Below are 22,175 nucleotides of genomic sequence, written 5' to 3'. Positions count from 1 at the left end.
AGCCGAGTTTGCCGCGATCGGGTTTCGGCCGGTATGCTCGCGTCCAGCAGGTGCCGGTACGCTTACAGCATCAACTCAAGCTCGATCCCACATGATGTAGTCGTCCTCTCTGAGCCGTCGCAGAACCGCATCGTGAATGCACTGCCATACGCCGGCCAACATCATTCGTGAAGGTGACGCCAGCATGTCATGCCACTGCCGCAGCCGCAGCCGCAGCCGAGTTAGCGCGGCCAGAGCCGCGCGATCATCGATACGTGGGCGTCCACCTTCCAGCGATCGTCGATGGGCCGGAAGATGAGCTGATATAAGCGACCACAGGTCTTCGGGAGGAAGCGCTTGGTCTATGGCATCAGTCGGTCTACAAATACAGATACCGTGTTAGTGCCCGGACCGTGGCTGTGTACATCCGCTATCGACCCAAAGCCGACCTTCTAACTGCCTGCAATGAGATAGAGAACCTCAGCCCGAACCGACCCGCAATTGAACCTGCTAAGTATGCAAACGGGGTTACACTAGCGCATCTATTAGGGTAGCCAATGAATCACGAAAACTTTGAAACCGACCGCCTTGGATTGTTCGTCACCCAGGTGACGGACTACGCCATCTACATGCTCACACCTGAAGGCGTAGTGGCCAGTTGGAATGCAGGTGCCGAACGATTCAAGGGCTATTCTGCTGACGAGATTATCGGTCAACATTTTTCGCGCTTTTACACTTCAGAAGACCAGGTTGCCGGGGCACCCCAGCGGGCCCTGCACACCGCGCTAACTACCGGCAGATTCGAAGATGAGGGCTGGCGAGTACGCAAGGACGGAACATTGTTTCGTGCCAACATTGTGCTCGACCCGATATTTGGTACTGAAGGCGAGCTGCTTGGGTTTACAAAAATCACGAGGGACGTGAGTGAGCAATATCGTATACGAGAAGAGCTGCACGCCAGCGAAGAGCAGTTCCGTCTGCTTGTCCAGAGCGTCACCGATTACGCAATTTACATGCTTTCTCCAGCCGGCCTCATCACAAACTGGAACGAAGGCGCTAAGCGCATCAAACGTTTGTCTCTGGAAGATGTAGTTGGTAGTCATTTCTCTCGCTTCTACACTGAAGAAGAGCGTCTCAGCGGCTTGCCGGAGCAAGCGCTTCGCATTGCACGCGACGAAGGGAGATTTGAGCGGGAAGGTTGGCGTATACGAGGCGATGGCACAAGCTTCTGGGCCCATGTCGTGATCGATCCAGTATTTAATTCGGGTGGCACGCTGATTGGTTTTGCCAAGATCACACGCGATGTGACCGAGCGGCGCGAGGCCTCGCTCGCTCTGGACCGAACCCGCGAGGCTCTCCACCAGGCCCAAAAGCTTGAGGCGATAGGCAAACTCACTGGTGGTATCGCCCACGACTTCAACAACCTTTTAAGCGTCATCATTAACGGCATCGACCTGCTGAGGACGACGCCCAATCCTACGCAGCAGCGAAAGATCATCGACAGTATGGATCGTGCGGCGCAGCGAGGCTCGTCCCTAACGAGCCAGTTGCTTGCCTTTGCCCGCCAGCAGCCGCTCGAGGTCCAGAGTCACGACGTCAATCGCGTAATCGGTACTTTTGAAGCTGTGCTGCGCCGTGCAATTCCGAGCACAGCAAAATTCAGGATCAAGAAGGCCCCTGTCGGAAGAGTGCTGACCGACATCTCTCAGTTTGAATCTGCTCTATTGAACCTGGTGATTAACGCGCGTGACGCGCTTGGCGAACATGGGCTCATTACGCTCGAGACCCAAGGAGTAGTCATTAGCGAGGCTGGGCTTAAGGATATTCCGCCAGGAGAGTACGTTGTCGTGACTGTTGCCGACGATGGTTGCGGCATGTCTCCAGAGGTACAGGCGCGAGCGATGGAACCCTTCTTCACCACCAAACCTGTCGGCAAAGGTACCGGACTAGGACTGAGCCAGGTGTATGGACTCATGCAACAGACCGGTGGCTTTCTCGATATCCAGTCTGAGGTCGGCGAAGGAACGAGGATCTCAATGTACTTTGCGGCGCAAACAACTGCGGATGTGACCGCACATCCGGACGCGCAGCCAATGGAAAAGGTACTTGTCGCAGATGACCAGCCAGATGTCCTGGATATGGCGGTGACCCTCTTCTCCAATCTCGGCTATGACCCCCTCGCTGCAAATTCCGGGACTGAGGCATTGAATTTGCTCAAGCAAAATCAGGACATCAAGGTCTTGTTCAGCGATGTAGTCATGCCAGGCATGGATGGTGTGGCCCTCGCGACTGCGGCGAAAGAACTGATGCCGCACCTGAAGGTAGTCCTCGCGTCGGGTTACATGAGCGGATCTCTTCGTGAAAAATTTGGTGAGGCGTTGACCGACTTTGAGGTCATCGCAAAACCATATCGCTTGCCTGATCTCATCAAGCGACTAGGATAGATTTCTGTTGTTCGAGTGCGTTCGAGAGCCGTGTCACCTGTACGCTCAACTTCCCGTTCATATCTGCTCGAGCATCAGACCCTATCGGTTAGATTCTTGACCAAAGCGCATAGTTGCACGCAGCTTGCGGGCGCAGAGGAGTTCTTGTCACCGTCCGCTTTTGGCCGAATTCGGCCGGTCGCTTCAGCTGAGCAGGTTGCCGGGATGGAATTCACGAATCGTCACCACTAGCATCGACCGACCCAAAGCGGTCACTCCCGATGTTTCTCCATCCTCATGTCCCCCTCGCCAATCTCAGTCTCGTTCATCCAGCCAAGATGGCGATACAACTTTGCGGCCCGACTTGACTGTGCTGTCTCCAGCCAGTCGACGGAGTGAGACTTAAAAAAAATTTCGGATTCACACGCTTTGATCAGTCCCGTGCCAATGCCGACGCTTTTGATGTGAAAAGTTGATGTTTCCATCAAGTACTTTAGTCCCTTGTTCTTGTTCTCTGCCAGATCTATGATGAACTGTAAAATCTCACAAATAATCACTATCTGGCGTCGTATTTCTATGTGCCGCATGACCTGCCTGAGGAGCATTAATGTTTCGAACCATGTGTGGTCAGCGAGCAGCGAAGATGCTTGATGTGTTGAGTTCTGAAGGAATCGCGATTGATGATGGCGATGTCTCCATGCTTTGTGGTTATATAAGAGGGAGCATTTCCGGGCAAGATCTGCTAGCTCATGTTCACCAGTTTGCTACCCTGTCCTCGTACCAAGATTGGTTAAGCACGACTTCGAGAATGCATGGCGACAATGCCGATTCTGCCCCCTCTGTTGAGCAGGTTATAGCAGAGTTCGAGCGATTCATACGACGTAAATCTCTGGAACTGCCTCGCAGCTTTGAATCGCTGTGACGCTCTGACAAGCGCACTGGGCCACCTGGCTCAACGTCCATTTATGGCCGATCTCGGCCGTTCATTGCAGGCGAGCAGTCGGCCCCAAGCGGACTCCCCTGATACCACTCAGGCACCTGCGATTGCAGTTCAAAGACTTGCCATATGAATTTATTGAGTCGACACTACCCCGGTCGTGTTGACCGCTATCGGTTTTATTTCAGTCGCCTGGTGCATGGTGTTGCGCCATCGGTTTCCATCACTCTCCCAAAGGCGTATGAACCTGCCAGAGTAGCGTCTCTGCTTAGGCCCGTCATCGCGTACGACGGTAAAGCGCCCGGTTGTTACCGCAGCAAGACCGCTAAGCTTGACTTCCAGCTCGTCGACTTTGTAGCTGAAGAATTTGAACTCACCTCGCTCCATTGACAACATGAGTTGAGTTTTCGATCGGACCCGGCCATTGCTTTCGACGTGATAATAATATTCAGAGAACAAGGTTTTCAATAGTTCAACGTCACCCCGGGCCATCGCATATTCCCTGAGCTTCTCTGCATGTCGCACTGCTTCTATTCCATCGGAGTGTTGCGGCGCTGCTAGGCCAATTCTGTCTAATGGCATCGGCGAACTCAATTGCGCGGAACCAACATTGGACGACAAAAGGAGGCACATGGAGCCAAGGAGAACGTGCCCGAACGTCAGCTTCTTCATGGTTGCCTTGAATTATATTTTGGTCCAAAGTCCCTAGTCAGATGCGCCGCCGAACCAGTCATGGCCGAAGTCGTGCAGCGAAACCACGCCACCCGCCATGCCGAACGCAGCGGCGATGCTACCGGCCAGATTAACCTGCACGGCCATGAGACGATCAGTTCGTTGATCCATGCGGCAAGTATCACAGAGTTAGCGCCTCTGGTCTATGCGAAACGGAAACTATGCCGGGGCAGCACCGACGCCGTCAACAGGCCATCAATTGCCGCCACGCCGGCACCACTGCGTGCCGTGAGCAAGCGCCGGCAGCTGACAGCTTCGACGCTTGGCAGGCTTGGGCTATCGATCTGCTTCACCAATATGCTGGCTGCGCCGCGCGCCATGCGAAGACGGTTCAGGCCTGGCCGTAGTGAAACAGCGTCGTCTCGGTCCTTAGCGCACCATACAGGACTGCTTTCGACCTAACTCGGCCGTTTGAGTCAGCTTAGCAGCTTGCCGAGCTAGAAAAGTCACCGACTATCTCGACAGGCTGCTGTCGACCCAAAGCGGACATTGCTACAGTCGAGAAGGCTTGCTAGCGACGAAGCTCACTAATCGACGTTTCGCTTCGGTCGGTCGACAGGTCAGAAAGGATTCGCTATCTTGCAATCCGCCAAGGCAGGTAGGTCTTTGGGTAATCCCACCGTACCAGTGACCTTTCAAGCTGTCACGCTACCATTCGTCCTGTAAAAACGACCGTCGGTCGCAATAGAGTAGCCCGTGTCCTTCGCAGCACATATCCTCAGGTCTCGAATATATTTAATAGGGTTTTGTATGCGATCAACCTCTCGCTCCGTTCCCTGCTACAGCGCCGGGCTTGCGCTAGCGACGATGCTGCTCACCTCCCAAACTGCATTTTCCCAAGACACATCGCTTGAATCGCACATTGCCACTGTAATGGCTGACGCGAAAATACCCAGCGTCGCGATTGCCAGTATCAAAGGTGGACGCATCGTACAGATGTCTACGACTGGCGAACAGTCGCCCGGCATTACCGCCACTGAAAGCTCGACTTATAACATTGCCTCACTGACCAAGCCACTTACTGCCGAAGTAGTATTGCGACTGGCGTCGAAAAAAATGCTCGGTCTGGATGAGCCGATGTTTCACCACTGGATTGATCCTGACGTGAGTTCCGATCTCCGAAGTCGGGTCCTGACGGCACGTTTTGCTCTTTCTCATCAGACAGGTTTTCCTAACTGGCGCGACAGCAAGACAGGGATGAAATTCATTTTCGATCCGGGAACACAATGGGGTTATTCGGGTGAAGGATACCAATATGTATTGCGTTTTTCCGAGAAAAAAACGGGCAAAAGTTTCGATGTCCTGGCGCGCTCACAGCTCTTCGAGCCCGGCGGCATGTCGCATACTACCTTCATGGACCAGCCCTGGCTACGAGAGCGGATTGCCTTGCCAAGCGATGTCTTGGGGAAATATATGACACCGCATATAGCCGAGCGACCCAACGCTGCGGATCTGGTGTATACGACTGTGGCCGACTATGCCAGCTTCATGATCGAGGTTATACACGATAAAGGTTTGAGTTCAGAAGTCGCACGTGAGCGGCGGCGCATACAAGTGGACTTGCGCAATCTTCGCTGTACGGGAGACAAAGCGGCGACCTGTCCCGAGCGCATTGGTTTTGGCCTTGGCTGGGAAATCCTCGATTTCGCCGGGGATATTATCTTCATGCACACGGGCAAGGATGATGGAGTATTTACTTTTGCTTACCTCAGTAAAACAACAAAAGACGGCGTGGTGATTCTGACCAACGGAGATAGCGGACATAAAGTCGTACTTCCGGTGCTTGAAAAGCTGGGGGCAAACCCACGCTTTCTAGCATATCTAAACGCGCAGGTTCGTTAGCCATGCTCACTCGAATTAGTTCAGCACAACCAGGAAAACATATGAAAAAACGACTTGCCGCCGGGTGCAGTAAGATAATTGCGGCACCCCTCCTTTTGCTTTGTAGTGGCGTTTTTGCAGCGGAAAACAAGACGCTTGTTACACCCTTGTTTGACACCATTGCCACCCTCGATGCGGACGTATTCGACGCATTCAACAAGTGTAACGACCCTGCTCAGTTGCAGAAACACATAGGCTATTTTGTTCCCGATGTCGAGTTCTATCACGACAACGGCGGTGTGACCTGGAGCCGAGACAGCATGATCGCCAATACTAAGAAAAACGCCTGTGGAAAATTTTCGCGCGAAATCATGCCAGGTACGCTACGAGTCTTTCCCATAAAGGACTACGGCGCGATCGCGCAAGGATCCCATCGGTTCTGCCAGTTCGACACGAAAACGTGCGACGGCATCGCAGAGTTTGTCATGATTTGGACAAATACAGACGGCACATGGAAGATTACACGGGTGCTCAGCTATGGCCACAGAGCCGCCAAATAAGTGTTGGATAGTATCGATAAGGCCCGTTAACAATTTGATACGCTAGCCGCCACATCGGTAAAAGCTTCGGTACATTGTGAGGCCGCGACAGGCCGGTGTCGACCCGAAGCAGCCGTTCGTCGGACCAGGACTCCCTCCGGTTAACTCTTGAAAACGGCGTCGAGCGCTACTGTTAACCGATCTTCGTCATCGATCAGTTGGCCGTACTTTTCGTAAGAAAGCGATCCTTCGTTAACCTGCTTTTCCAAGAAAATAGCAAGTCGCCACGGGTCCGGATCAAGCTTATCGAAATCGAAGTCGATTCCTGCTACATCGGAAGTCCGGTAAACGTCGACACCAATTCCGTGCGTTCTGAAGGACCAAGTTGTTCCAGGAATTTGCCGGCAGCCTCGGAACTCCGGGCGCAGGATGTCCTGCGCATCATTCAATCCGAACGCTCGTTTCAGCAGTTCCTTTGCCCACGCCATCTCAGCATGCCACAAGGGATGATGGCCTGGATCAATTGGATATCGTCGTCAGTAGGTTTTTCCATTGCACTCAGTACTCAACAACAGTTACAGCCAAATAGGCCTGGAACGAGCAATCCCTGTGCCAGGGACCGCCCCCTAGCCGAACGATGTTGCTAAGCGAAGGTCCGGTTTGTGGCCGAATGCGGTCCTTCAGTTCAGCATAGCAGGTTGCTGGGGCGGAAAAAATCGCGGACTGTCACGACAGGCCCCTTCCGACCCAAAGCAGCCCTTGCTCGATCGAAGCCGCATCATTCTACTAGTTCATCTGCTTCATCCGATGTCGGATAAGCAGCAATGCACAGTGCAATGCCAATACTGCCGAGTTTCACCATATCATCGGAAGACAATTCAATATGCGCCGTGAATTGCGCACTGTCTCCTACCGTGATGCCAACTGAGAGCTCACCGTCTAGCCCAAGGCAAGTGAGGGATACCCCTTTTGCATGCCAACTAAAAATGGTGTCACGGACGTCGTGGATGAGGCGATGCGGTGTATCCGTGTCGGCGAGATCGAATTGGATACCAGCACTTTCATGCACTTTACCCCGATTGCGAGGGTCGCCGGTCGCCCATCTTGAAGTGGCAGTAGTACCCAACAGCTCGATGAGGCGATCAAGATTTTCATCGGCTCCGCGAACGTACAGCGTAGCAATGTTCATTCCGTGACTGCCCTCTCAATATATGTTGTCGGTCAAACCGGGCTGCTAAAACCCAGCATAGCAGCTTGTCTGGCGCGAACACTACAGGTTGACACGAACGACTGTATTCGACCCAATCCGGACGTCGCACACCTGATTCAGGTACCGCCTTCGGAAAGCAATACTGAGCTACAAGTCCCGAAGTCGTGGACAGCTAATGTGACCGGCACAGGGTATCTCCAGCCTCCAGCCTTCCACCAACATTCGGCCACCCACCGTGACAAGATAGGGACTGTGAGGTCAAGTACAGGAAACTGGTCTGGATCAAGAAAGTATTGCTCGTCCAGCTTAGCAAGGAGTTCAAGTCCGAGATCCAGATGCATTGATCTGCCTGCAAATAGACTTGGGTCCGCGTGATCGACCTTATTGTTCTTACCACGCCAGTACATCCAAACGTCTGGTGACGCTCCGTCCTCGCCGGGGAAGATTTCGACCTGCGCTTCGACGTCTGGTGATAACGGTACGGATAAAAGACTGCTGATATGAGCGATGACACGCTTGGATAGGCCGTCAAGCGTGCGCCGATACATCTCTTGAAATTGCGCTTGATTCAAGCTATACGGAACCATCTGCTGCATCTCAAAAATTAGTTTATCGGTCGCTCTGGCAGGCTCGATGAGCCAACGACCGCTTGTGGCCGAAATCGGCCGGCCGCTGCCAAGCAGGTTTTCACTGACAGTTGGCCGCCGACCAAGGCCGACGACGGCACTCCCTATGCCTCGGTTTGCTCAGCTATCTCAAGTGCATCATCGACTTCGATGCCCAGATATCGTACTGTACTTTCCAACTTGGTATGTCCCAAAAGTAGCTGAACCGCACGAAGATTCTTGGTCCTTCGATAGATCAGCGTCGCTTTCGTTCGGCGCATCGTATGTGTGCCATAGGCTACGACATCAAGACCGATCGAGGCCACCCATCGTCTGACGATGCGCGCGTACTGTCGCGTTGACAAATGTGGCGAGGCCGCAACCCTGCTCGGAAAGAGAAACGCATTGCTTGCAAGCTTCGCATGATCAATCCATGCCAGCACGGCCTGCCTTGTTACGTCAGTGACTTCGAACTGTACTGGGCGATGCGTTTTACGTTGCATCACGATCGCACGGTGCATGATGCTACGCCCTTGTGCGATGTCGCTAACTTTCAAACTCAGCAGGTCGCAGCCGCGGAGCTTACTATCGATTGCCAAGTTGAACAGGGCAAGATCCCTGACTTTTTCCGTCAGCTGGAGGCGGATCCGTATCGCCCCTATCTCCTTCAACTTCAGCGGTGTCTTCTGGCCGACCAGTTTGCCCTTGTTCCAAGCCCTACGGTGTAGCAGCATCTGCGCGTTCGGTTTCATGAGGTCCTCCTTTGGAATCGGACCTCATTCTGGCGTACTCATCCTGTGAGGACGGACGGCAGCACCGACCCGTAGCAGACATTGCTCGAAGCTCTCTGATCGACTTTCAATGTCAACTTTAGGGTAGAGTAGCGCAACAAATTCATCTTAGTCATTGGGCTAGGGAAATTTCAAACCCACGTCGCGCTGGCATCTCTTTCCTTCGTCCACTATGTCTCCTTCAACCCTTTACGAGTCCGCTTTCAACAGGAGTTCAGTGGGAACCTGCTTGTTGACCACTTCACTCGACCCGACGATTCTCGCAGTGAACGACACATTCATACGGTCCGCTTCACGCCGCCGTCATGACTTTGTTGGAAAACGTCTATTCGACGTTTTTCCAGATCCGTTTCCCGACTCTGCGGACACGGGGAGCCAAGCGTTAAAGAGTTCCTTAGCTAAAGTCCTTGAAACTGGGGTAGCTCAATCAATGCCGATGCAGCGCTATCCGATCCAAATACGGCAGGAGAGTGGCGAGCTCGCGTTTGAGGAACGATACTGGAGCGCTCGGAATACGCCGATTTTCGACGACAACAACAGGTTGGTTTGCATTGAGCACACGACGGCGGACATCACGGATCGCGTTCTGGCGGAGAAGGCACTCGTCGAGAGCGAAGGACGCCTGCGTGCTTACATCATGGCCACGGCCGACATTGTCTACCGCATGAGTCCGGACTGGAAATACATGGATAGCCTCGAAGGGCGCGGCTTTTTGAAGACGACGACAAGCTGGGCAGAGTGGCGAATGGAAGAATACGTTCACCCGGACGAACTCGAGCGAAGTCGGGCTGCCATCGAAAAAGCTATCCATGATAAAAGCGTTTTTGAACTGGAACATCGCGTACTACGCGCGGACGGTAGCTACGGTTGGACCTACTCTAGGGCCGCTCCCAGGCTCGACCCCGACGGAGAGATTGTCGAGTGGATTGGCGCTGCCAGCGATATCACGAAACGCAAGCTGGTAGAAGAACAATTGAAGGATAGCGAGCGGCGAAAGGATGAGTTCCTCGCTATGCTGGCGCATGAGCTGCGCAATCCGCTGGCACCGATCAGCTCTGCGGCCGAACTTTTGAGAATTGCTGCTTTCGATAGGAACCGGGTATTGCAGTCGAGTGAAATCATCAGCCGACAAATTCGGCATATGACGAGTTTGGTCGACGATTTGATGGATGTATCGCGGGTCAGCCGCGGCTTGGTCAAGCTGGAAAGCATGCCCGTGGACATCAGGCAGGTTATAGGGGAAGCCGTCGAACAGGTGACTCCGCTCGTAGAGGGGAAACGCCATCACCTTCGCGTCGACCTTGCACCGGGTACAACCGTTAATGGCGATCGCAAGCGGCTTGTGCAAGTTGTGACGAACCTGCTCAATAACGCTGCGAAATACACTCCGGAAGGTGGCGAGATCGAGGTGCACGCAAAGGCTGACGACAACAATGTTCTGGTGTCCATCATCGATAACGGCATTGGTATAGAACCGGATCTGGTGCGTCGCGTGTTCGACCTGTTTTCCCAAGCGGAGGTCACCTCCGACAGGACCTCGGGCGGACTTGGACTGGGCCTGGCATTAGTCAAGAGTTTAGTCGAACTTCACCAGGGCACTGTTAAGTGTGAAAGCGATGGTTCGGGAAAAGGGAGCACGTTTACCGTGTGCCTACCCCGCCTGAACTCGCCTGACGAGCTGGAGTCCGCAAGCGACAATCGGCCCGGCCTGCCTGACAAAGCGCACTCCTTGCGCGTCCTCGTAGTCGACGACAATCTTGACGGGGCACTAACGCTAGCGATGTTTCTTGACGCATCAGGACATACAGCTTCAGTCGTTCACCACCCTATAGACGCGCTTGCACGTGCGGAAAAGGAAGCGTTCGACGTCTGTCTTCTGGATATTGGTCTTCCTGAAATTGATGGGAACGAACTTGCCCGGCGCCTTCGCCACAAGGCCGGCACTGCAGAATCTGTAATGATCGCGATCACGGGGTATGGACAAGAACAGGATCGTAGACAGACGCGCGAGGCTGGTTTCGCACTCCATCTTGTCAAGCCCGTGGATGCCAGCCAGTTGCTTGATTTCTTGGGACATCTTGCAACTTGAATCTTCCTGGTTAAATCGCGCGAGAATGATTCACTGATGTCCGCTTCTGGCCGACAGCGGAAATTCATCGCAGGGGGAAGTCAAGGCCGGCGGCAGTTCTGGTTAACCGACAGATACGGCGCTGGCTCATATTTCACGCCCTGCAAACCATCGGCACCTTGGAACACAAAGTACTTGGCGCGACAATCCTTGAACATTGTCGAGTAACCCTCCGCCCGGAAGCCTTTGCCATCAACCTTTTTGGTCACGGTATTGTCGCGGCTGACCACTGCGAGCACCTTTTCATAGCTGTCGCCCATGTGTACCCCTGGCTCACCCGTAATGGCGGCCGAGGAGGCGCAGCCGCCCAGCGCTGCTGCCGCCAACACCAATACCGTGCCGTACAGTCCATTGCGTAGGTCGTTCATTCCCTGTTTTCCTTTGGTAAGCATTCTTCTGTCGCAAACGTTGAAGTCCAGATGCGGCCACCAAAGTCCGCTTCTTGTCGAAGGCGGCCATTGAACTCAGCATAGCAGGTTGCAAGGGACGAAAAATCGCAGACTGTCACGAAGGACCGCAACCGACCCAAAGTGGCCGTTTAGTGCTTACCGATTGCAGAGAGAACTGAGGTAAGCGCCGAAGTATCAACCGGCTTGACCAAGTGATGATCGAACCCAGCACCGAAGGCGCTAACGCGATCACTCTCCTGTCCATAGCCGGTGACGGCAACGAGCACTGCGGTGGCGTTTTCTGATTGGTTCCTCAAACGCCGAGCGACTTCATTGCCGTCGATCTCCGGGAGGCCGATGTCGATCAGGCAGACTTGCGGTGCATAGCGCTTGGCCTTCTCCAGTGCTTGAAGCGCTCCATGTTCGACGAGCACTTCATGGCCCGTCGCCTCCAACAGTAGTTTGAGCATCTCCGCCGCATCTATGTTGTCGTCTACCACGAGAATTCTTAACGACGCAGTTGGGACTGGCGGAGTTACGTCTTCGCTACCAGTGGATAATGCAGTCTGTTCCGGCTCGCCTAGCCGCGGTATATGGATAGAGAAGGTACTGCCGTGGCCAAGCCCTTTACTCTTGCAGGAAATATCACCCCCATGCAGCTCTACCAGACTCTTCACCAACGCCAACCCTAGCCCCAGGCCGCCAGAAGACCGGTCAGATGAGCGCTCAGCCTGCGCAAAGAGATCGAAAGCATGTGTCACGGTCTGCGGCGTCATGCCGATCCCATCATCGGTCACTTCAACCAGGACTTGCTGGTCTTCGACCGAAGTACACAGCACAAGATGGCCGCCCTCGGCAGTGTACTTGGCGGCATTGTTGAGGATGTTGGCCAGTACCTGGACAAGGCGCTTCTTGTCACCTTGAATCAAAGCCGTCTGCGACGCAAGGCGCAGTGTCAGCTCGTGTCTTCTCGACCGGATCAGAGGACTGACCTGCTCAACCGCCTCGGAGACCACTTGGTGGATATCTACTACTCCGTTCTCTAATTTGATTAGGCCACGCGTCACGCGTGAGACGTCAAGCATGTCATCAATGAGCCCAGTCATGTGCTTCACTTGGCGCCCGATGACAGCGCTAGTTTTTTTAACCCGATCCTCGTCAAGCTTGACCCGCTGCAGAAGTTCAGCAGCCGCGCCGATAGGCGCTAGCGGATTTCTGAGCTCATGTGCCAGCATCGCGAGAAACTCGTCCTTGCGCCGGTCGGCATCCTGTAGAGCAATACTCGCCTCATAAGCTTCTGTAACATCATGCCCCTGCGCAAATACCCCGACAACCTTATTGTCAGGACTGTAAAACGGCTGATAAATCAGGTCAATGTAATGTTCGATCATATTGCCGTCGGCTTTCGAACGAATATCTACTTTGATGCCATGCCGGACCCAGGGTTTACCAGTCTCATACGCGCTATCAAGGCCTGCCTTTAATCTTTGGTCGAAAAGTTCCGGTATCGCCTCGAGCGCAGGCTTGCCGAGCAGGTCGCCGCGACCCACCAACTTTTCGTACGCATTGTTGACCATTTCAAAGACATGAGTTGGTCCCATAGTTACTGCAACGAAGCCTGGCGACTGATTGAACAGGTTACGCAGGTGACTGCGCTCGTCCTTCAATACCCTCGTCATGGCCTCGTGTAGCTGCGCACGACTCAACGCGTTTGCTCTGGACTCTTCGTCAGAATATGCACTATCGGGATTTCCTTTTGAATCCCGGTCGAAGACGTAAAGGGAGGTGACGTCAATTGGGTTATGAATAACAATAGTGACCTTGCCATTGTCTCCAAATACAGGTGTATGAACGGCGTTCCAGTACCTATCTACAAATTCAGCGTTGTCGCTGCCACCGACCGGAATAGCGTAACGAAGCACGGGTGTTATATCCGGCTCACCGCTCGCGATAGCACGCTCCATCGACGATTTCACCTGTTTGGAGTTCGTCGTCGATGAAGGGTCAGTGGGATTGTTAGGAAAGGCATCGAAGTGGGACCTCCCCAGCAAATCTTCAGCGAGTCTGTCAACTGCTTTAAGGTAGGCATGATTAGCGTCAAGGATAGTAAGCGTCGTATCCAGCACCAATGACTGATAAGGCGATGCTCTGAACAGAGACTCGTAATCAGGTTTGGTAGTCATGCTGCAATCTTGCCATGAGTCGGTTCAGTGCAGCAAACGTTGGGGGCGGGAGCAATGTAAAGTGATTCTTATGGTCTCGCGCTTCGTCATAAAGCGTGAAAAGATGTATCGATCGCTCATCTCGTGCCAAAATATTACGACTCAGCGGAGGTCCGCTCCTGGCCCAGGCTGTGTAAAACGCGAGATCCGCGTGTTTTCAGGGGTACCTTTACCATTCCTGACCTCGAGAAACCGCCTTATAGAGGGTTCTGAGAGGCCGAGTGTCGCCGGCATGCTGATCGGCTTGCGTTTTTACACAGCCTGGGCCGATAGCAGACGGTCGGCACAGCCGAGTGTTCTCGGCTGTTGCCCGCTGAGCAACTAGAGCGTTTTGTCAGGCGCTCTAAGCCGGCCGTCGACGGCGCGCCAGCTCGCGGTCCAGTGCGTTGGCAAACTGCTGGCGGTCGGCCTGGCTGAACGCGGCCGGCCCGCCGGTATCGACGCCGCTGCCGCGCAACTCTTCCATGAAGGCGCGCATCGTCAGTTGCTGGGCGATGGTGTCCTTGGTGTACCACTCGCCGCGCGGATTGAGCGGCAGGCCGCCCTTGTCCAGCACCAGCGCCGCCAGCGGGATGTCGCCGGTGACGACGATGTCGCCCGGATTCACGCGTTCGACGATCTCGGCATCGGCAACGTCGGGCCCGGCCGGCACCTGCAGCGCGCGGATGAAGCGCGAGCCCGGCACCCGGATCAGCTGGTTCGCGACCAGCGTGACATCGAGCTGCAAACGTTCGGCTACCCGAAACAGGATGTCCTTGATGACAGCGGGACAGGCGTCGGCGTCGACCCAGATGTGCATGGAAATAGAAATGTATGAAGTGATTGCCGGATTATGCGGCAGAAGTGTCGTTGGCGATGAACTGATGAAATACATCGTCCTTCGGGCCGTGCCGGACCGAGCGGAACGGCAGGCGCACGAAGGCGTTCTGCCAGTGGCTCAGGGCGGCTTCATCCTTTCGAAATACCGCGATCAGCCACGGGCCTTCGGTCTCGAGCACGACCCGGCGCGTCGTCGCCTCGGCCAGGCCAAGGCGGCGATATTTCGGCAGCACGAACAGATCGGCAAACTCCCGGATCTGCCCGCCCTCGTACGGGATCCATTCGACCAGGGCGAAGCCCGCCGGTTTGCCATCGACCCTCAGGATGTAAGCCGCGTCCCCGCCCTGCTCATCGAAATAGCCCTGCAGACCATCCTCGTCGCAATCGTAAAGGCCGTCGTCGAGGATATCCTCGCCGCTCCAGCGTGTGGCCTCGAAGAAGTACAGCTGCAGCAAGCGACACAGCAGTGGGCGCTCGGCCACGACCGCGCGCTCGATCGAAAAGGCGGGCATCACTTCAACCGGCAAGTGCTCACCCAATAGAACTCCCAGCGTGCGATCTTGATTTCGCGGCCGACCTTGTCCAGGCGCTTGCGCAGCGTGCTGTCGGTCGGGTAGTTCTTGACCAGTTCGTGGCGCGTGCCGTCGGCGTCGAGCTGGAACTCATGGGTATTGCCCAGCAGGTCGGTGCGCACGATCGTGGCGCTCTCGCCTTCCACATAGGCGTCGTCGAAGATCACCAGCAGCACGTCCTTGCCCAACTTCTTCTTCAGAGACAACAACAGCGTGTCGCCCTGCTCGCGCGTCAGGTGGGCCCACAGGCCGCCCATGAACACGGCGGTGAATTTTTCGTCGCCGCTGCCGAGATCATCCGGCAGCGCCAGCGCGTCCACCAGGCGATATTCGATATTGTCCAGGTCTTCGCCATGCATGCGCGCCAGGTCGAGCATGAATGGGCTGGCGTCGGTGGCCAGCACCGATTCGGCGGTTTCAGCCAGCACGTCGGTCCAGGCGCCGCTGCCGCAACCCAGCTCCAGGATGCGGTGGCCACTGAGCAAGGTGGCGATCTGTTCGCGCGCCTCGTCCAGGTCTTCCTGCTGCTCTTCCGAATACTCGGCGGACGCGTTGTCGTAGTGGGCGGCGATGCTGTCGTAGTAGGCGACGACCGCGTTGTCGGCACGATTATTGTCCATCTTTAATTCCCTGACCATCAAAGTTCGTAGTTTTCCCCACCGCGCATCGCCGACTCGACCATCTTGCGGTTGAGCGTCGGCGTCAGCAGCTCGATGAAGGTATAGATATAGCTGCGCAGGTAGGCGCCCTGCTTGATCGCCACGCGCGAGGTGTTCATGCCGAACAGGTGGCCGACCGGCAGCGCGCGCAGGTTGCGGTCGCGCTCGGGGTCGAAGGCCATGCCGGCGATGATGCCGACGCCCATGCCCAGCTCGACATAGGTCTTGATCACGTCGGCGTCGATTGCTTCGAGCAGCACGTCCGGCTTCAGGTTGCGTAAGGAGAAGGCGTGGTCGATCTTGCTGCGGCCGGCGAAGGCCGCATCATACGTGATCACGGGGTAAGTAGCGATCTCTTCCAGTGAGATGGCGCGCGACTTGAACAGCGGGTGGTCCGGCGGCGCCACCACGACGTGCTCCCACTGGTAGGCGGGCAAGGTGATCAGGCCGTCGACGGCCGCGATCGATTCGGTGGCGATGGCCAGGTCGGCCTGGTCGTTCTTGACCATGTCGGCGATCTGCTTCGGGTTACCCTGCAGCAGCGACAGGCGCACCTTCGGATACTTCTGCATGAAGCCCTGCACCACCTTCGGCAGCATATAGCGTGCCTGGGTGTGGGTGGTGGCGATGGTGAAGCTGCCGCTGTCGTGGGCGGCGTACTCCTTGCCGATGCGTTTCAGGCTGTCGATCTCCTGCATGATCAGCTCGACCGATTGCAGCACCAGCCGTCCCGGCTCGGTCAGGCCGCGGATGCGCTTGCCATGGCGGGTGAAGATGTCGACGCCAAGCTCTTCTTCCAGCTCGATGATGGCCTTCGAGACCCCGGGCTGGGAAGTGAACAATGCCTTGGCGGCATCGGTCAGATTGTAGTTCTGGCGAACGGCCTCGCGCACGAAGCGTAGTTGATGGAGATTCATTTGGTAATTATTGTTGTTAAATAGACAGCAAGCCGGGTACGAACGACATTCTAAGATGCTTATTCGGGTTACGTATATAAGCAAATAAATTATCCGTAGTTTGGAATATAAGCTTAGCTCCGTATCATCGGGACATTATTTAATGGGCGAACACCATCCGCCTCTGCCTACGGACCCTGCACATGTACCGCTACGACCACTACGACCACCTCATCGTGCGCGAGCGCATCGCCCAGTATCGCGACCAGGTCGCCCGCCGCCTTTCCGGCGAGCTGCTGGAAGAAGAATTCCTGCCCCTGCGCCTGCAGAATGGCCTGTACATGCAGCGCCACGCCTATATGCTGCGCGTCGCCGTGCCGTATGGCCTGCTGTCGTCGAACCAGGTGCGCATGTTCGCCCATATCGCCCGCAAGTATGACCGCGGCTATGGCCACTTCACCACGCGCCAGAACATCCAGTACAACTGGATCGAGCTGGAGCAGACGCCGGACATCCTGACCGACCTGGCCTCGGTCGAAATGCATGCCATCCAAACCTCGGGCAATTGCATCCGCAACATTACCACTGACGAGTTCGCCGGTGTGGCGGCCGACGAGATCATCGATCCGCGTCCCTTCGCCGAAATCCTGCGCCAGTGGAGTACCTTCCACCCCGAATTCCTGGCCCTGCCGCGCAAGTTCAAGGTGGCCATCAACGGCGCCCTGGAAGACCGCGCCGCGATCGCCGTGCACGATATCGGCCTGACCGTGGTCCATAACGAGGCGGGAGAGGTAGGCTTCAAGTTCATGGCCGGCGGCGGCATGGGCCGCACCCCGATCCTGGGCAGCGTGATCCGCGACTTCCTGCCATGGCAGCACCTGCTGACCTATACCGAAGCCGTGATGCGCGTATATAACACCCACGGCCGCCGCGACAACAAGTACAAGGCCCGCATCAAGATCCTGCTCAAGGCCCTCGGCGTCGAAGAGTTTACCCGCCAGGTGGAACAGGAATGGGCCGACCTGAAGGATGGTCCCGAAACGCTCACCCAGGAAGAATTCGACCGCGTCGCCAAGTGGTTCCAGCCGCATGCCTACCGCGAGCTGCCCGATACCGACGTCGCCGCTTCACAGCCAGACAACCGCGCCTTCGCCAACTGGCTCAACCGCAACGTCAAGCCGCACAAGGTGCCGGGCTATGCCGCCGTCGTGCTGTCGCTCAAGAAGACCGGCGTACCTCCGGGCGACGCTACCGCCGAGCAGATGGACTTCGTGGCCGAACTGGCCGACCGCTTCAGCTTCGGCCAGGTGCGCGTGACCCACGAGCAGAACCTGGTGCTGGCCGACGTCGAGCAAGGTAAACTGTTCGAGGTCTGGCAGCTGGCCAAGTCGAAAGGCATGGCGACGCCGAATATCGGCCTCTTGACCGACATCATCGCCTGCCCCGGCGGCGACTATTGCTCGCTGGCGAACGCGAAATCGCTCCCGATCGCCGCCGCCATCGCCGAGCGTTTCGACGACCTCGACTTCCAGCACGATATCGGCGATATCGAACTGAATATCTCGGGCTGCATCAACGCCTGCGGCCACCACCACGTCGGCAATATCGGCGTGCTGGGCGTGGACAAGGACGGCAGCGAGTGGTACCAGGTGTCGATCGGCGGCGCCCAGGGCAACGAGTCCGCCATCGGCAAGATCATCGGCCCGTCGTTCTCGGCGGTGCAGATGCCTGAAGTCATCGGACGCCTGCTCGAAGTCTATGTCCGCTGTCGCATCGACGGTGAGCGCTTCGTCGACACCGCGCAGCGCCTGGGCATCGCCCCATTCAAGGAACACGTGTATGCCACGCCGATCGCGGCGGAAGAACTGGTTGGAGAGGACCACTATGCTTAATCAACACCCACAGATCATCAAGGGTCGCGAAGTGGTCAATGACGACTGGAGCGTACTGAAGCTGGACGAAGGACAGGCGGCTGACACCGTCGAAGTCCCGGCCGGCAAGATCATCGTGCCGCTGACCGTGTGGCAGGCCCAGCGCGATGCGCTGCTCGGGCGCGCCGAGCTGGGTGTCTGGCTGGCGCCGGACGAAAGCGCCGCCGCCATCAAGGACGACCTGCAGCGCTTTGCCGTGATCGCCATCGACTTCCCGAAATTCACCGATGGCCGCGGCTATTCGATCGCCTACAACCTGCGCAAGCGCCTGGGCTGGACCGGAGAATTGCGCGCGATCGGCGACGTGCTGCGCGACCAGCTGTTCCAGATGGCGCGCTGCGGCTTCGACGCCTACGCCACTCGGCAAGATCGCAGCATCCACGATGCGCTCAAGGGCCTGTCGGTGTTCTCGGAAACCTACCAGGCGACGGTCGACAATCCGATCCCGCTATTCCGCAGGGTCCCGCGAGATACGCCGGCGGAGCACCGCGACATCGGCGCCGGCATCTAGGAGCTTCAGCATGAGCGACCTGCATCATCGCGTGGATGAAACCCACGCGATACTGACCCGTATTGCCCGCGATTTCACGCCCGCCGTGTTCGCATCGAGCCTGGCGGCCGAAGACATGGTGCTGACCGACCTGATCCTGAAGGCCAGACTGCCGATCGCGATCTTCTCGCTCGAGACCGGCCGCCTGCATGCCGAGACGCTGTCGATGATCGAGCGCGTCAAAGAAACGTACGACTACGACATCGCCCTGTACCGCCCGCAGCCCGCGGCGGTCGAGCGCTACGTGGCGGACCATGGCCTGAACGCCTTCTATGACAGCGTCGAGATGCGCAAGGAATGCTGCCGTATCCGCAAGGTCGAGCCGCTGGGCCGCGCCCTGGCCGGCAAGCGCGCCTGGATTACCGGCCAGCGCCGCGCCCAGTCCAGCACGCGCGCCGAACTGGCGGCGCAGGAAGACGACCATGCACACGGCATGCAGAAGTTCAATCCGCTGACCGACTGGAGCGAGCAGAACGTCTGGGACTACCTGCGCAGCAACAACGTGCCCTACAATGCCCTGCATGACCGCGGCTACCCGTCGATCGGCTGCGAACCCTGCACCCGGGCCATCCAGCCGGGCGAGGACGTGCGCGCCGGACGCTGGTGGTGGGAAAACCCGGAGTCCAAGGAATGCGGCTTGCACGTGGTGGACGGCAAACTTATTCGCATCAAATCCGTGGCCGCTTGAGCCACGAACCGAGAAAAGAACAGGCATAGCGATGACAACTGTTAGCGACAATGTAGTACTGAGCGACGTGAACGCCGCCCACCTGGACGCGCTGGAATCGGAAGCGATCCACATCCTGCGCGAAGTGGCGGCCGAATGCAGCAATCCCGCCCTGCTGTTCTCGGGCGGCAAGGACTCGGTGGTCCTGCTGCGCCTGGCCGAGAAGGCTTTCCGCCCGGGCAAATTCCCCTTCCCGCTGGTGCATATCGACACCGGCCACAACTTCGACGAAGTGATCGCCTTCCGCGATGCGCGCGCCGCCGAGCTGGGCGAGCGCCTGATCGTCGGCAGCGTCGAAGACTCGATCAAGCGCGGCACCGTGCGCCTGCGCAATCCGCAGACGGATTCGCGCAATGCGGCCCAGGCCGTGACCCTGCTGGAAACCATCGCCGAACACGGCTTCGACGCCTGCATCGGCGGCGCCCGCCGCGACGAAGAAAAAGCGCGCGCCAAGGAACGCATCTTCTCCTTCCGCGACGAGTTCGGCCAGTGGGATCCGAAAGCCCAGCGCCCCGAGCTGTGGGACCTGTATAACACCCGCGTGCACCCGGGCGAGAACATGCGCGTATTCCCGATCTCGAACTGGACCGAGCTGGACGTGTGGCAGTACATCGCGCGCGAAAAACTGGCGCTGCCGCCGATCTATTTTGCCCACCAGCGCGAAGTGATTCCGCGTAACGGCCTGCTGGTGCCGCTGACCCCATTGACCCCGGCGCGCGAAGGCGAGACCGTCGAAACGCGCACCGTGCGCTTCCGGACCGTGGGCGACATCTCGTGCACCTGCCCGGTGGCGTCCGAGGCCGACACCGTGGCCAGCATCATCGCCGAGACGGCCGTCACCGATGTGACCGAGCGCGGCGCGACCCGGATGGACGACCAGACTTCCGAAGCCTCGATGGAAAAACGTAAAAAAGCGGGATATTTCTGATGAACGCCATGACAGACAAACTGAACCAACAGGCAGGCTCGACCCTGCTGCGCTTCATCACCGCCGGCTCGGTGGACGATGGCAAGAGCACCCTGATCGGCCGCCTGCTGTTCGACAGCAAGGGCATCTTCGCCGACCAGCTGGCGGCCGTCTCGCGCGCCAAGCACAAGCGCACCGTGGGCGACACCATCGACCTGTCGCTGCTGACCGACGGACTCGAAGCCGAGCGCGAACAGGGCATCACGATCGACGTGGCCTACCGTTATTTCGCCACGCCGAAGCGCAAGTTCATCATCGCCGACACCCCGGGCCACGAGCAGTACACCCGCAATATGGTCACCGGCGCCTCGACCGCCGACGCCGTGATCATCCTGATCGACGTATCGAAGGTGAAGTTGGGCGACGACGGCAGCGTCGGGCTGCTGACGCAGACCAAGCGCCATTCGACCATTGCCAAGCTGCTGCAGATCGAGCACGTGGTGGTGGCCGTGAACAAGATGGACCTGGTCGACTACGACCGCAGCGTCTACGAGCGCATCGTGGCCGAATATCAAAAATTTGCCGCTTCGCTGGGGCTGAAGGACATCACCGCGATCCCGCTGTCGGCGCTGGCCGGCGACAACGTGGTGGACCGTTCGGACAAACTGGCCTGGTACGAAGGTCCGACCCTGATCGAGCTGCTCGAATCGCTGTCGGTCTATGACCAGTCGCACGCCGCGCCGTTCCGCTTCCCGGTGCAGCTGGTGGCGCGCCACAACGGCCACGAGGCGAACGACTTCCGCGGCTATATGGGCCGCATCGAATCGGGCGTGGTCAAGGTCGGCGACAAGCTGACCGTGCAGCCCTCGAACCAGAGCGCGACGGTGAAAGAGATCGTCACCTTCGACGGTTCGCTGGAATCGGCCGTGGCCGGCCAGTCGGTGACCCTGGTGCTGAATGAATACGTGGACGTCTCGCGCGGCGATATGCTGGCCGGTGCCGAGCAGCCGGCGCTACTCCTCAAGCAGGTGACGGCCGACGTATGCTGGATGGCCGACGAGCCGCTCGACCTGCGCCGCAAGTACTGGATCAAGCACGGCACGCGCCAGACCGCGGCCAAGGTGACGCGCCTGGACACCATCCTGGACGTGAATACGCAAGAACGCCATCCCGCCGAAGGCCTGAAGCTGAACGACATCGCGCGCGTGCAGCTGACCGTGCAGCAGCCGCTGGCGGCCGACGCCTACGCCGACATCCGCGCCACCGGCGCCTTCATCCTGATCGACGAAGTCACCCACCAGACCGTCGCAGCGGGTATGATCCGCATCGAAGAGTAAT

The 22,175-nt window shown here is 57.3% G+C and carries 22 protein-coding genes; 10 read left to right on the top strand and 12 right to left on the bottom strand.

Translation table 11 applies throughout. The annotated features are described in order from the left end of the window. The first annotated feature begins 536 nt into the window (after positions 1–536). A complete protein-coding gene (locus tag AC3A6F_RS04785; protein WP_487678826.1) occupies positions 537–2,423 on the top strand; it encodes a hybrid sensor histidine kinase/response regulator in 1,887 nt (628 codons plus the stop codon). A gap of 586 nt (positions 2,424–3,009) precedes the next feature. Next, a complete protein-coding gene (locus AC3A6F_RS04780; RefSeq protein ID WP_487678825.1) occupies positions 3,010–3,324 on the top strand; it encodes a hypothetical protein in 315 nt (104 codons plus the stop codon). Between the two features lie 150 nt (positions 3,325–3,474). Here AC3A6F_RS04780 and AC3A6F_RS04775 read toward each other — a convergent pair whose 3' ends face one another. Together AC3A6F_RS04775 and AC3A6F_RS04770 are read right to left on the bottom strand one after the other, a co-directional pair. Further along, entirely contained in the window at positions 3,475–4,011 is a 537-nt protein-coding gene (locus AC3A6F_RS04775; RefSeq protein ID WP_487678824.1) for a nuclear transport factor 2 family protein, read from the bottom strand. 33 nt (positions 4,012–4,044) lie between these two features. Continuing rightward, positions 4,045–4,182, bottom strand: coding sequence for a hypothetical protein (locus AC3A6F_RS04770; protein WP_487678823.1), 138 nt, complete (start codon positions 4,180–4,182; stop codon positions 4,045–4,047). Between the two features lie 696 nt (positions 4,183–4,878). Here AC3A6F_RS04770 and AC3A6F_RS04765 point away from each other — a divergent pair. Both AC3A6F_RS04765 and AC3A6F_RS04760 read left to right on the top strand, forming a co-directional pair. Then, positions 4,879–5,913, top strand: coding sequence for a serine hydrolase domain-containing protein (locus tag AC3A6F_RS04765; protein ID WP_487678822.1), 1,035 nt, complete (start codon positions 4,879–4,881; stop codon positions 5,911–5,913). A 41-nt stretch (positions 5,914–5,954) separates the two neighbouring features. Then, the gene (locus tag AC3A6F_RS04760) at positions 5,955–6,452 is read left to right on the top strand and encodes a nuclear transport factor 2 family protein (protein WP_487678821.1); all 498 of its coding nucleotides are present in this window, start codon (positions 5,955–5,957) and stop codon (positions 6,450–6,452) included. Positions 6,453–6,592: 140 nt separating this feature from the next. On the opposite strand, the gene AC3A6F_RS04755 is transcribed toward AC3A6F_RS04760, so the two are convergent. The 4 genes from AC3A6F_RS04755 to AC3A6F_RS04740 all read right to left on the bottom strand — a co-directional run bounded on the left by AC3A6F_RS04755 (position 6,593) and on the right by AC3A6F_RS04740 (position 8,998). After that, positions 6,593–6,919 carry a DUF6896 domain-containing protein gene (locus AC3A6F_RS04755; RefSeq protein ID WP_487678820.1) on the bottom strand — a complete coding sequence of 109 codons (327 nt, stop codon included), beginning with the start codon at positions 6,917–6,919 and terminating at the stop codon, positions 6,593–6,595. 290 nt (positions 6,920–7,209) lie between these two features. After that, positions 7,210–7,620 carry a hypothetical protein gene (locus tag AC3A6F_RS04750; protein ID WP_487678819.1) on the bottom strand — a complete coding sequence of 137 codons (411 nt, stop codon included), beginning with the start codon at positions 7,618–7,620 and terminating at the stop codon, positions 7,210–7,212. Positions 7,621–7,757: 137 nt separating this feature from the next. After that, positions 7,758–8,237, bottom strand: coding sequence for a hypothetical protein (locus AC3A6F_RS04745; RefSeq protein ID WP_487678818.1), 480 nt, complete (start codon positions 8,235–8,237; stop codon positions 7,758–7,760). A 134-nt stretch (positions 8,238–8,371) separates the two neighbouring features. Continuing rightward, the gene (locus AC3A6F_RS04740) at positions 8,372–8,998 is read right to left on the bottom strand and encodes a tyrosine-type recombinase/integrase (RefSeq protein WP_487678817.1); all 627 of its coding nucleotides are present in this window, start codon (positions 8,996–8,998) and stop codon (positions 8,372–8,374) included. 211 nt (positions 8,999–9,209) lie between these two features. Between AC3A6F_RS04740 and AC3A6F_RS04735 the strand changes: the two genes are divergently transcribed. Next, positions 9,210–11,126, top strand: a complete 1,917-nt coding sequence (locus AC3A6F_RS04735; RefSeq protein WP_487678816.1) for a PAS domain-containing hybrid sensor histidine kinase/response regulator — start codon at positions 9,210–9,212, stop codon at positions 11,124–11,126. Between the two features lie 80 nt (positions 11,127–11,206). Here AC3A6F_RS04735 and AC3A6F_RS04730 read toward each other — a convergent pair whose 3' ends face one another. The 6 genes from AC3A6F_RS04730 to AC3A6F_RS04705 form a co-directional block, all read right to left on the bottom strand. After that, complete coding sequence (locus AC3A6F_RS04730) at positions 11,207–11,533, bottom strand: hypothetical protein (protein WP_487678815.1); 327 nt, start codon at positions 11,531–11,533, stop codon at positions 11,207–11,209. Positions 11,534–11,703: 170 nt separating this feature from the next. Continuing rightward, complete coding sequence (locus tag AC3A6F_RS04725; RefSeq protein ID WP_487678814.1) at positions 11,704–13,737, bottom strand: PAS domain-containing hybrid sensor histidine kinase/response regulator; 2,034 nt, start codon at positions 13,735–13,737, stop codon at positions 11,704–11,706. A 382-nt stretch (positions 13,738–14,119) separates the two neighbouring features. Continuing rightward, entirely contained in the window at positions 14,120–14,575 is a 456-nt protein-coding gene (locus AC3A6F_RS04720; RefSeq protein WP_487678813.1) for a YaiI/YqxD family protein, read from the bottom strand. Positions 14,576–14,606: 31 nt separating this feature from the next. Then, a complete protein-coding gene (locus tag AC3A6F_RS04715) occupies positions 14,607–15,122 on the bottom strand; it encodes a GNAT family N-acetyltransferase (protein ID WP_487678812.1) in 516 nt (171 codons plus the stop codon). Beyond that, on the bottom strand, positions 15,107–15,787 hold the full coding sequence (locus tag AC3A6F_RS04710) for a class I SAM-dependent methyltransferase (RefSeq protein ID WP_487678811.1): 681 nt from the start codon (positions 15,785–15,787) through the stop codon (positions 15,107–15,109). The genes AC3A6F_RS04715 and AC3A6F_RS04710 overlap by 16 nt, the downstream gene beginning before the upstream one ends. A 17-nt stretch (positions 15,788–15,804) precedes the next feature. Further along, entirely contained in the window at positions 15,805–16,743 is a 939-nt protein-coding gene (locus AC3A6F_RS04705; RefSeq protein ID WP_487678810.1) for a CysB family HTH-type transcriptional regulator, read from the bottom strand. 182 nt (positions 16,744–16,925) lie between these two features. Here AC3A6F_RS04705 and AC3A6F_RS04700 point away from each other — a divergent pair, with 182 nt between their 5' ends. The 5 genes from AC3A6F_RS04700 to cysN are packed head-to-tail and all read left to right on the top strand — an operon-like array spanning position 16,926 to position 22,174. Further along, positions 16,926–18,614: a nitrite/sulfite reductase gene (locus tag AC3A6F_RS04700; RefSeq protein WP_487678809.1), complete on the top strand. Its 1,689-nt coding sequence runs from the start codon at positions 16,926–16,928 to the stop codon at positions 18,612–18,614. Then, on the top strand, positions 18,607–19,164 hold the full coding sequence (locus AC3A6F_RS04695) for a DUF934 domain-containing protein (RefSeq protein WP_487678808.1): 558 nt from the start codon (positions 18,607–18,609) through the stop codon (positions 19,162–19,164). Before AC3A6F_RS04700 ends, AC3A6F_RS04695 begins: the two co-directional genes overlap by 8 nt. 10 nt (positions 19,165–19,174) lie before the next feature. Continuing rightward, positions 19,175–19,891 (top strand): phosphoadenylyl-sulfate reductase, encoded by a 717-nt coding sequence (locus AC3A6F_RS04690; protein ID WP_487678807.1) that lies wholly within the window; start codon positions 19,175–19,177, stop codon positions 19,889–19,891. Positions 19,892–19,922: 31 nt separating this feature from the next. Beyond that, positions 19,923–20,858 carry a sulfate adenylyltransferase subunit CysD gene (gene cysD, locus AC3A6F_RS04685; RefSeq protein WP_487678806.1) on the top strand — a complete coding sequence of 312 codons (936 nt, stop codon included), beginning with the start codon at positions 19,923–19,925 and terminating at the stop codon, positions 20,856–20,858. Continuing rightward, positions 20,858–22,174 carry a sulfate adenylyltransferase subunit CysN gene (gene cysN, locus AC3A6F_RS04680; protein ID WP_487678805.1) on the top strand — a complete coding sequence of 439 codons (1,317 nt, stop codon included), beginning with the start codon at positions 20,858–20,860 and terminating at the stop codon, positions 22,172–22,174. Before cysD ends, cysN begins: the two co-directional genes overlap by 1 nt. Position 22,175 lies beyond the last annotated feature (1 nt).

The organism is Massilia sp. Soil_C_3 (genome assembly GCF_057657035.1).
Note: the sequence above shows the minus strand (reverse complement) of the source record. Positions and strands in the feature narration are given on the sequence as shown.

What these genes read in the sequence shown, in the direction of transcription:
- AC3A6F_RS04785 (WP_487678826.1), top strand. Translation starts at nt 537, where the DNA reads ATGAATCACGAAAACTTTGAAACCGACCGCCTTGGATTGTTCGTCACC.
- AC3A6F_RS04780 (WP_487678825.1), top strand. Translation starts at nt 3,010, where the DNA reads ATGTTTCGAACCATGTGTGGTCAGCGAGCAGCGAAGATGCTTGATGTG.
- AC3A6F_RS04775 (WP_487678824.1), bottom strand. Translation starts at nt 4,011, where the DNA reads ATGAAGAAGCTGACGTTCGGGCACGTTCTCCTTGGCTCCATGTGCCTC.
- AC3A6F_RS04770 (WP_487678823.1), bottom strand. Translation starts at nt 4,182, where the DNA reads ATGGATCAACGAACTGATCGTCTCATGGCCGTGCAGGTTAATCTGGCC.
- AC3A6F_RS04765 (WP_487678822.1), top strand. Translation starts at nt 4,879, where the DNA reads ATGCTGCTCACCTCCCAAACTGCATTTTCCCAAGACACATCGCTTGAA.
- AC3A6F_RS04760 (WP_487678821.1), top strand. Translation starts at nt 5,955, where the DNA reads ATGAAAAAACGACTTGCCGCCGGGTGCAGTAAGATAATTGCGGCACCC.
- AC3A6F_RS04755 (WP_487678820.1), bottom strand. Translation starts at nt 6,919, where the DNA reads ATGGCGTGGGCAAAGGAACTGCTGAAACGAGCGTTCGGATTGAATGAT.
- AC3A6F_RS04750 (WP_487678819.1), bottom strand. Translation starts at nt 7,620, where the DNA reads ATGAACATTGCTACGCTGTACGTTCGCGGAGCCGATGAAAATCTTGAT.
- AC3A6F_RS04745 (WP_487678818.1), bottom strand. Translation starts at nt 8,237, where the DNA reads ATGCAGCAGATGGTTCCGTATAGCTTGAATCAAGCGCAATTTCAAGAG.
- AC3A6F_RS04740 (WP_487678817.1), bottom strand. Translation starts at nt 8,998, where the DNA reads ATGAAACCGAACGCGCAGATGCTGCTACACCGTAGGGCTTGGAACAAG.
- AC3A6F_RS04735 (WP_487678816.1), top strand. Translation starts at nt 9,210, where the DNA reads ATGTCTCCTTCAACCCTTTACGAGTCCGCTTTCAACAGGAGTTCAGTG.
- AC3A6F_RS04730 (WP_487678815.1), bottom strand. Translation starts at nt 11,533, where the DNA reads ATGAACGACCTACGCAATGGACTGTACGGCACGGTATTGGTGTTGGCG.
- AC3A6F_RS04725 (WP_487678814.1), bottom strand. Translation starts at nt 13,737, where the DNA reads ATGACTACCAAACCTGATTACGAGTCTCTGTTCAGAGCATCGCCTTAT.
- AC3A6F_RS04720 (WP_487678813.1), bottom strand. Translation starts at nt 14,575, where the DNA reads ATGCACATCTGGGTCGACGCCGACGCCTGTCCCGCTGTCATCAAGGAC.
- AC3A6F_RS04710 (WP_487678811.1), bottom strand. Translation starts at nt 15,787, where the DNA reads ATGGACAATAATCGTGCCGACAACGCGGTCGTCGCCTACTACGACAGC.
- AC3A6F_RS04705 (WP_487678810.1), bottom strand. Translation starts at nt 16,743, where the DNA reads ATGAATCTCCATCAACTACGCTTCGTGCGCGAGGCCGTTCGCCAGAAC.
- AC3A6F_RS04700 (WP_487678809.1), top strand. Translation starts at nt 16,926, where the DNA reads ATGTACCGCTACGACCACTACGACCACCTCATCGTGCGCGAGCGCATC.
- AC3A6F_RS04695 (WP_487678808.1), top strand. Translation starts at nt 18,607, where the DNA reads ATGCTTAATCAACACCCACAGATCATCAAGGGTCGCGAAGTGGTCAAT.
- AC3A6F_RS04690 (WP_487678807.1), top strand. Translation starts at nt 19,175, where the DNA reads ATGAGCGACCTGCATCATCGCGTGGATGAAACCCACGCGATACTGACC.
- cysD (WP_487678806.1), top strand. Translation starts at nt 19,923, where the DNA reads ATGACAACTGTTAGCGACAATGTAGTACTGAGCGACGTGAACGCCGCC.
- cysN (WP_487678805.1), top strand. Translation starts at nt 20,858, where the DNA reads ATGAACGCCATGACAGACAAACTGAACCAACAGGCAGGCTCGACCCTG.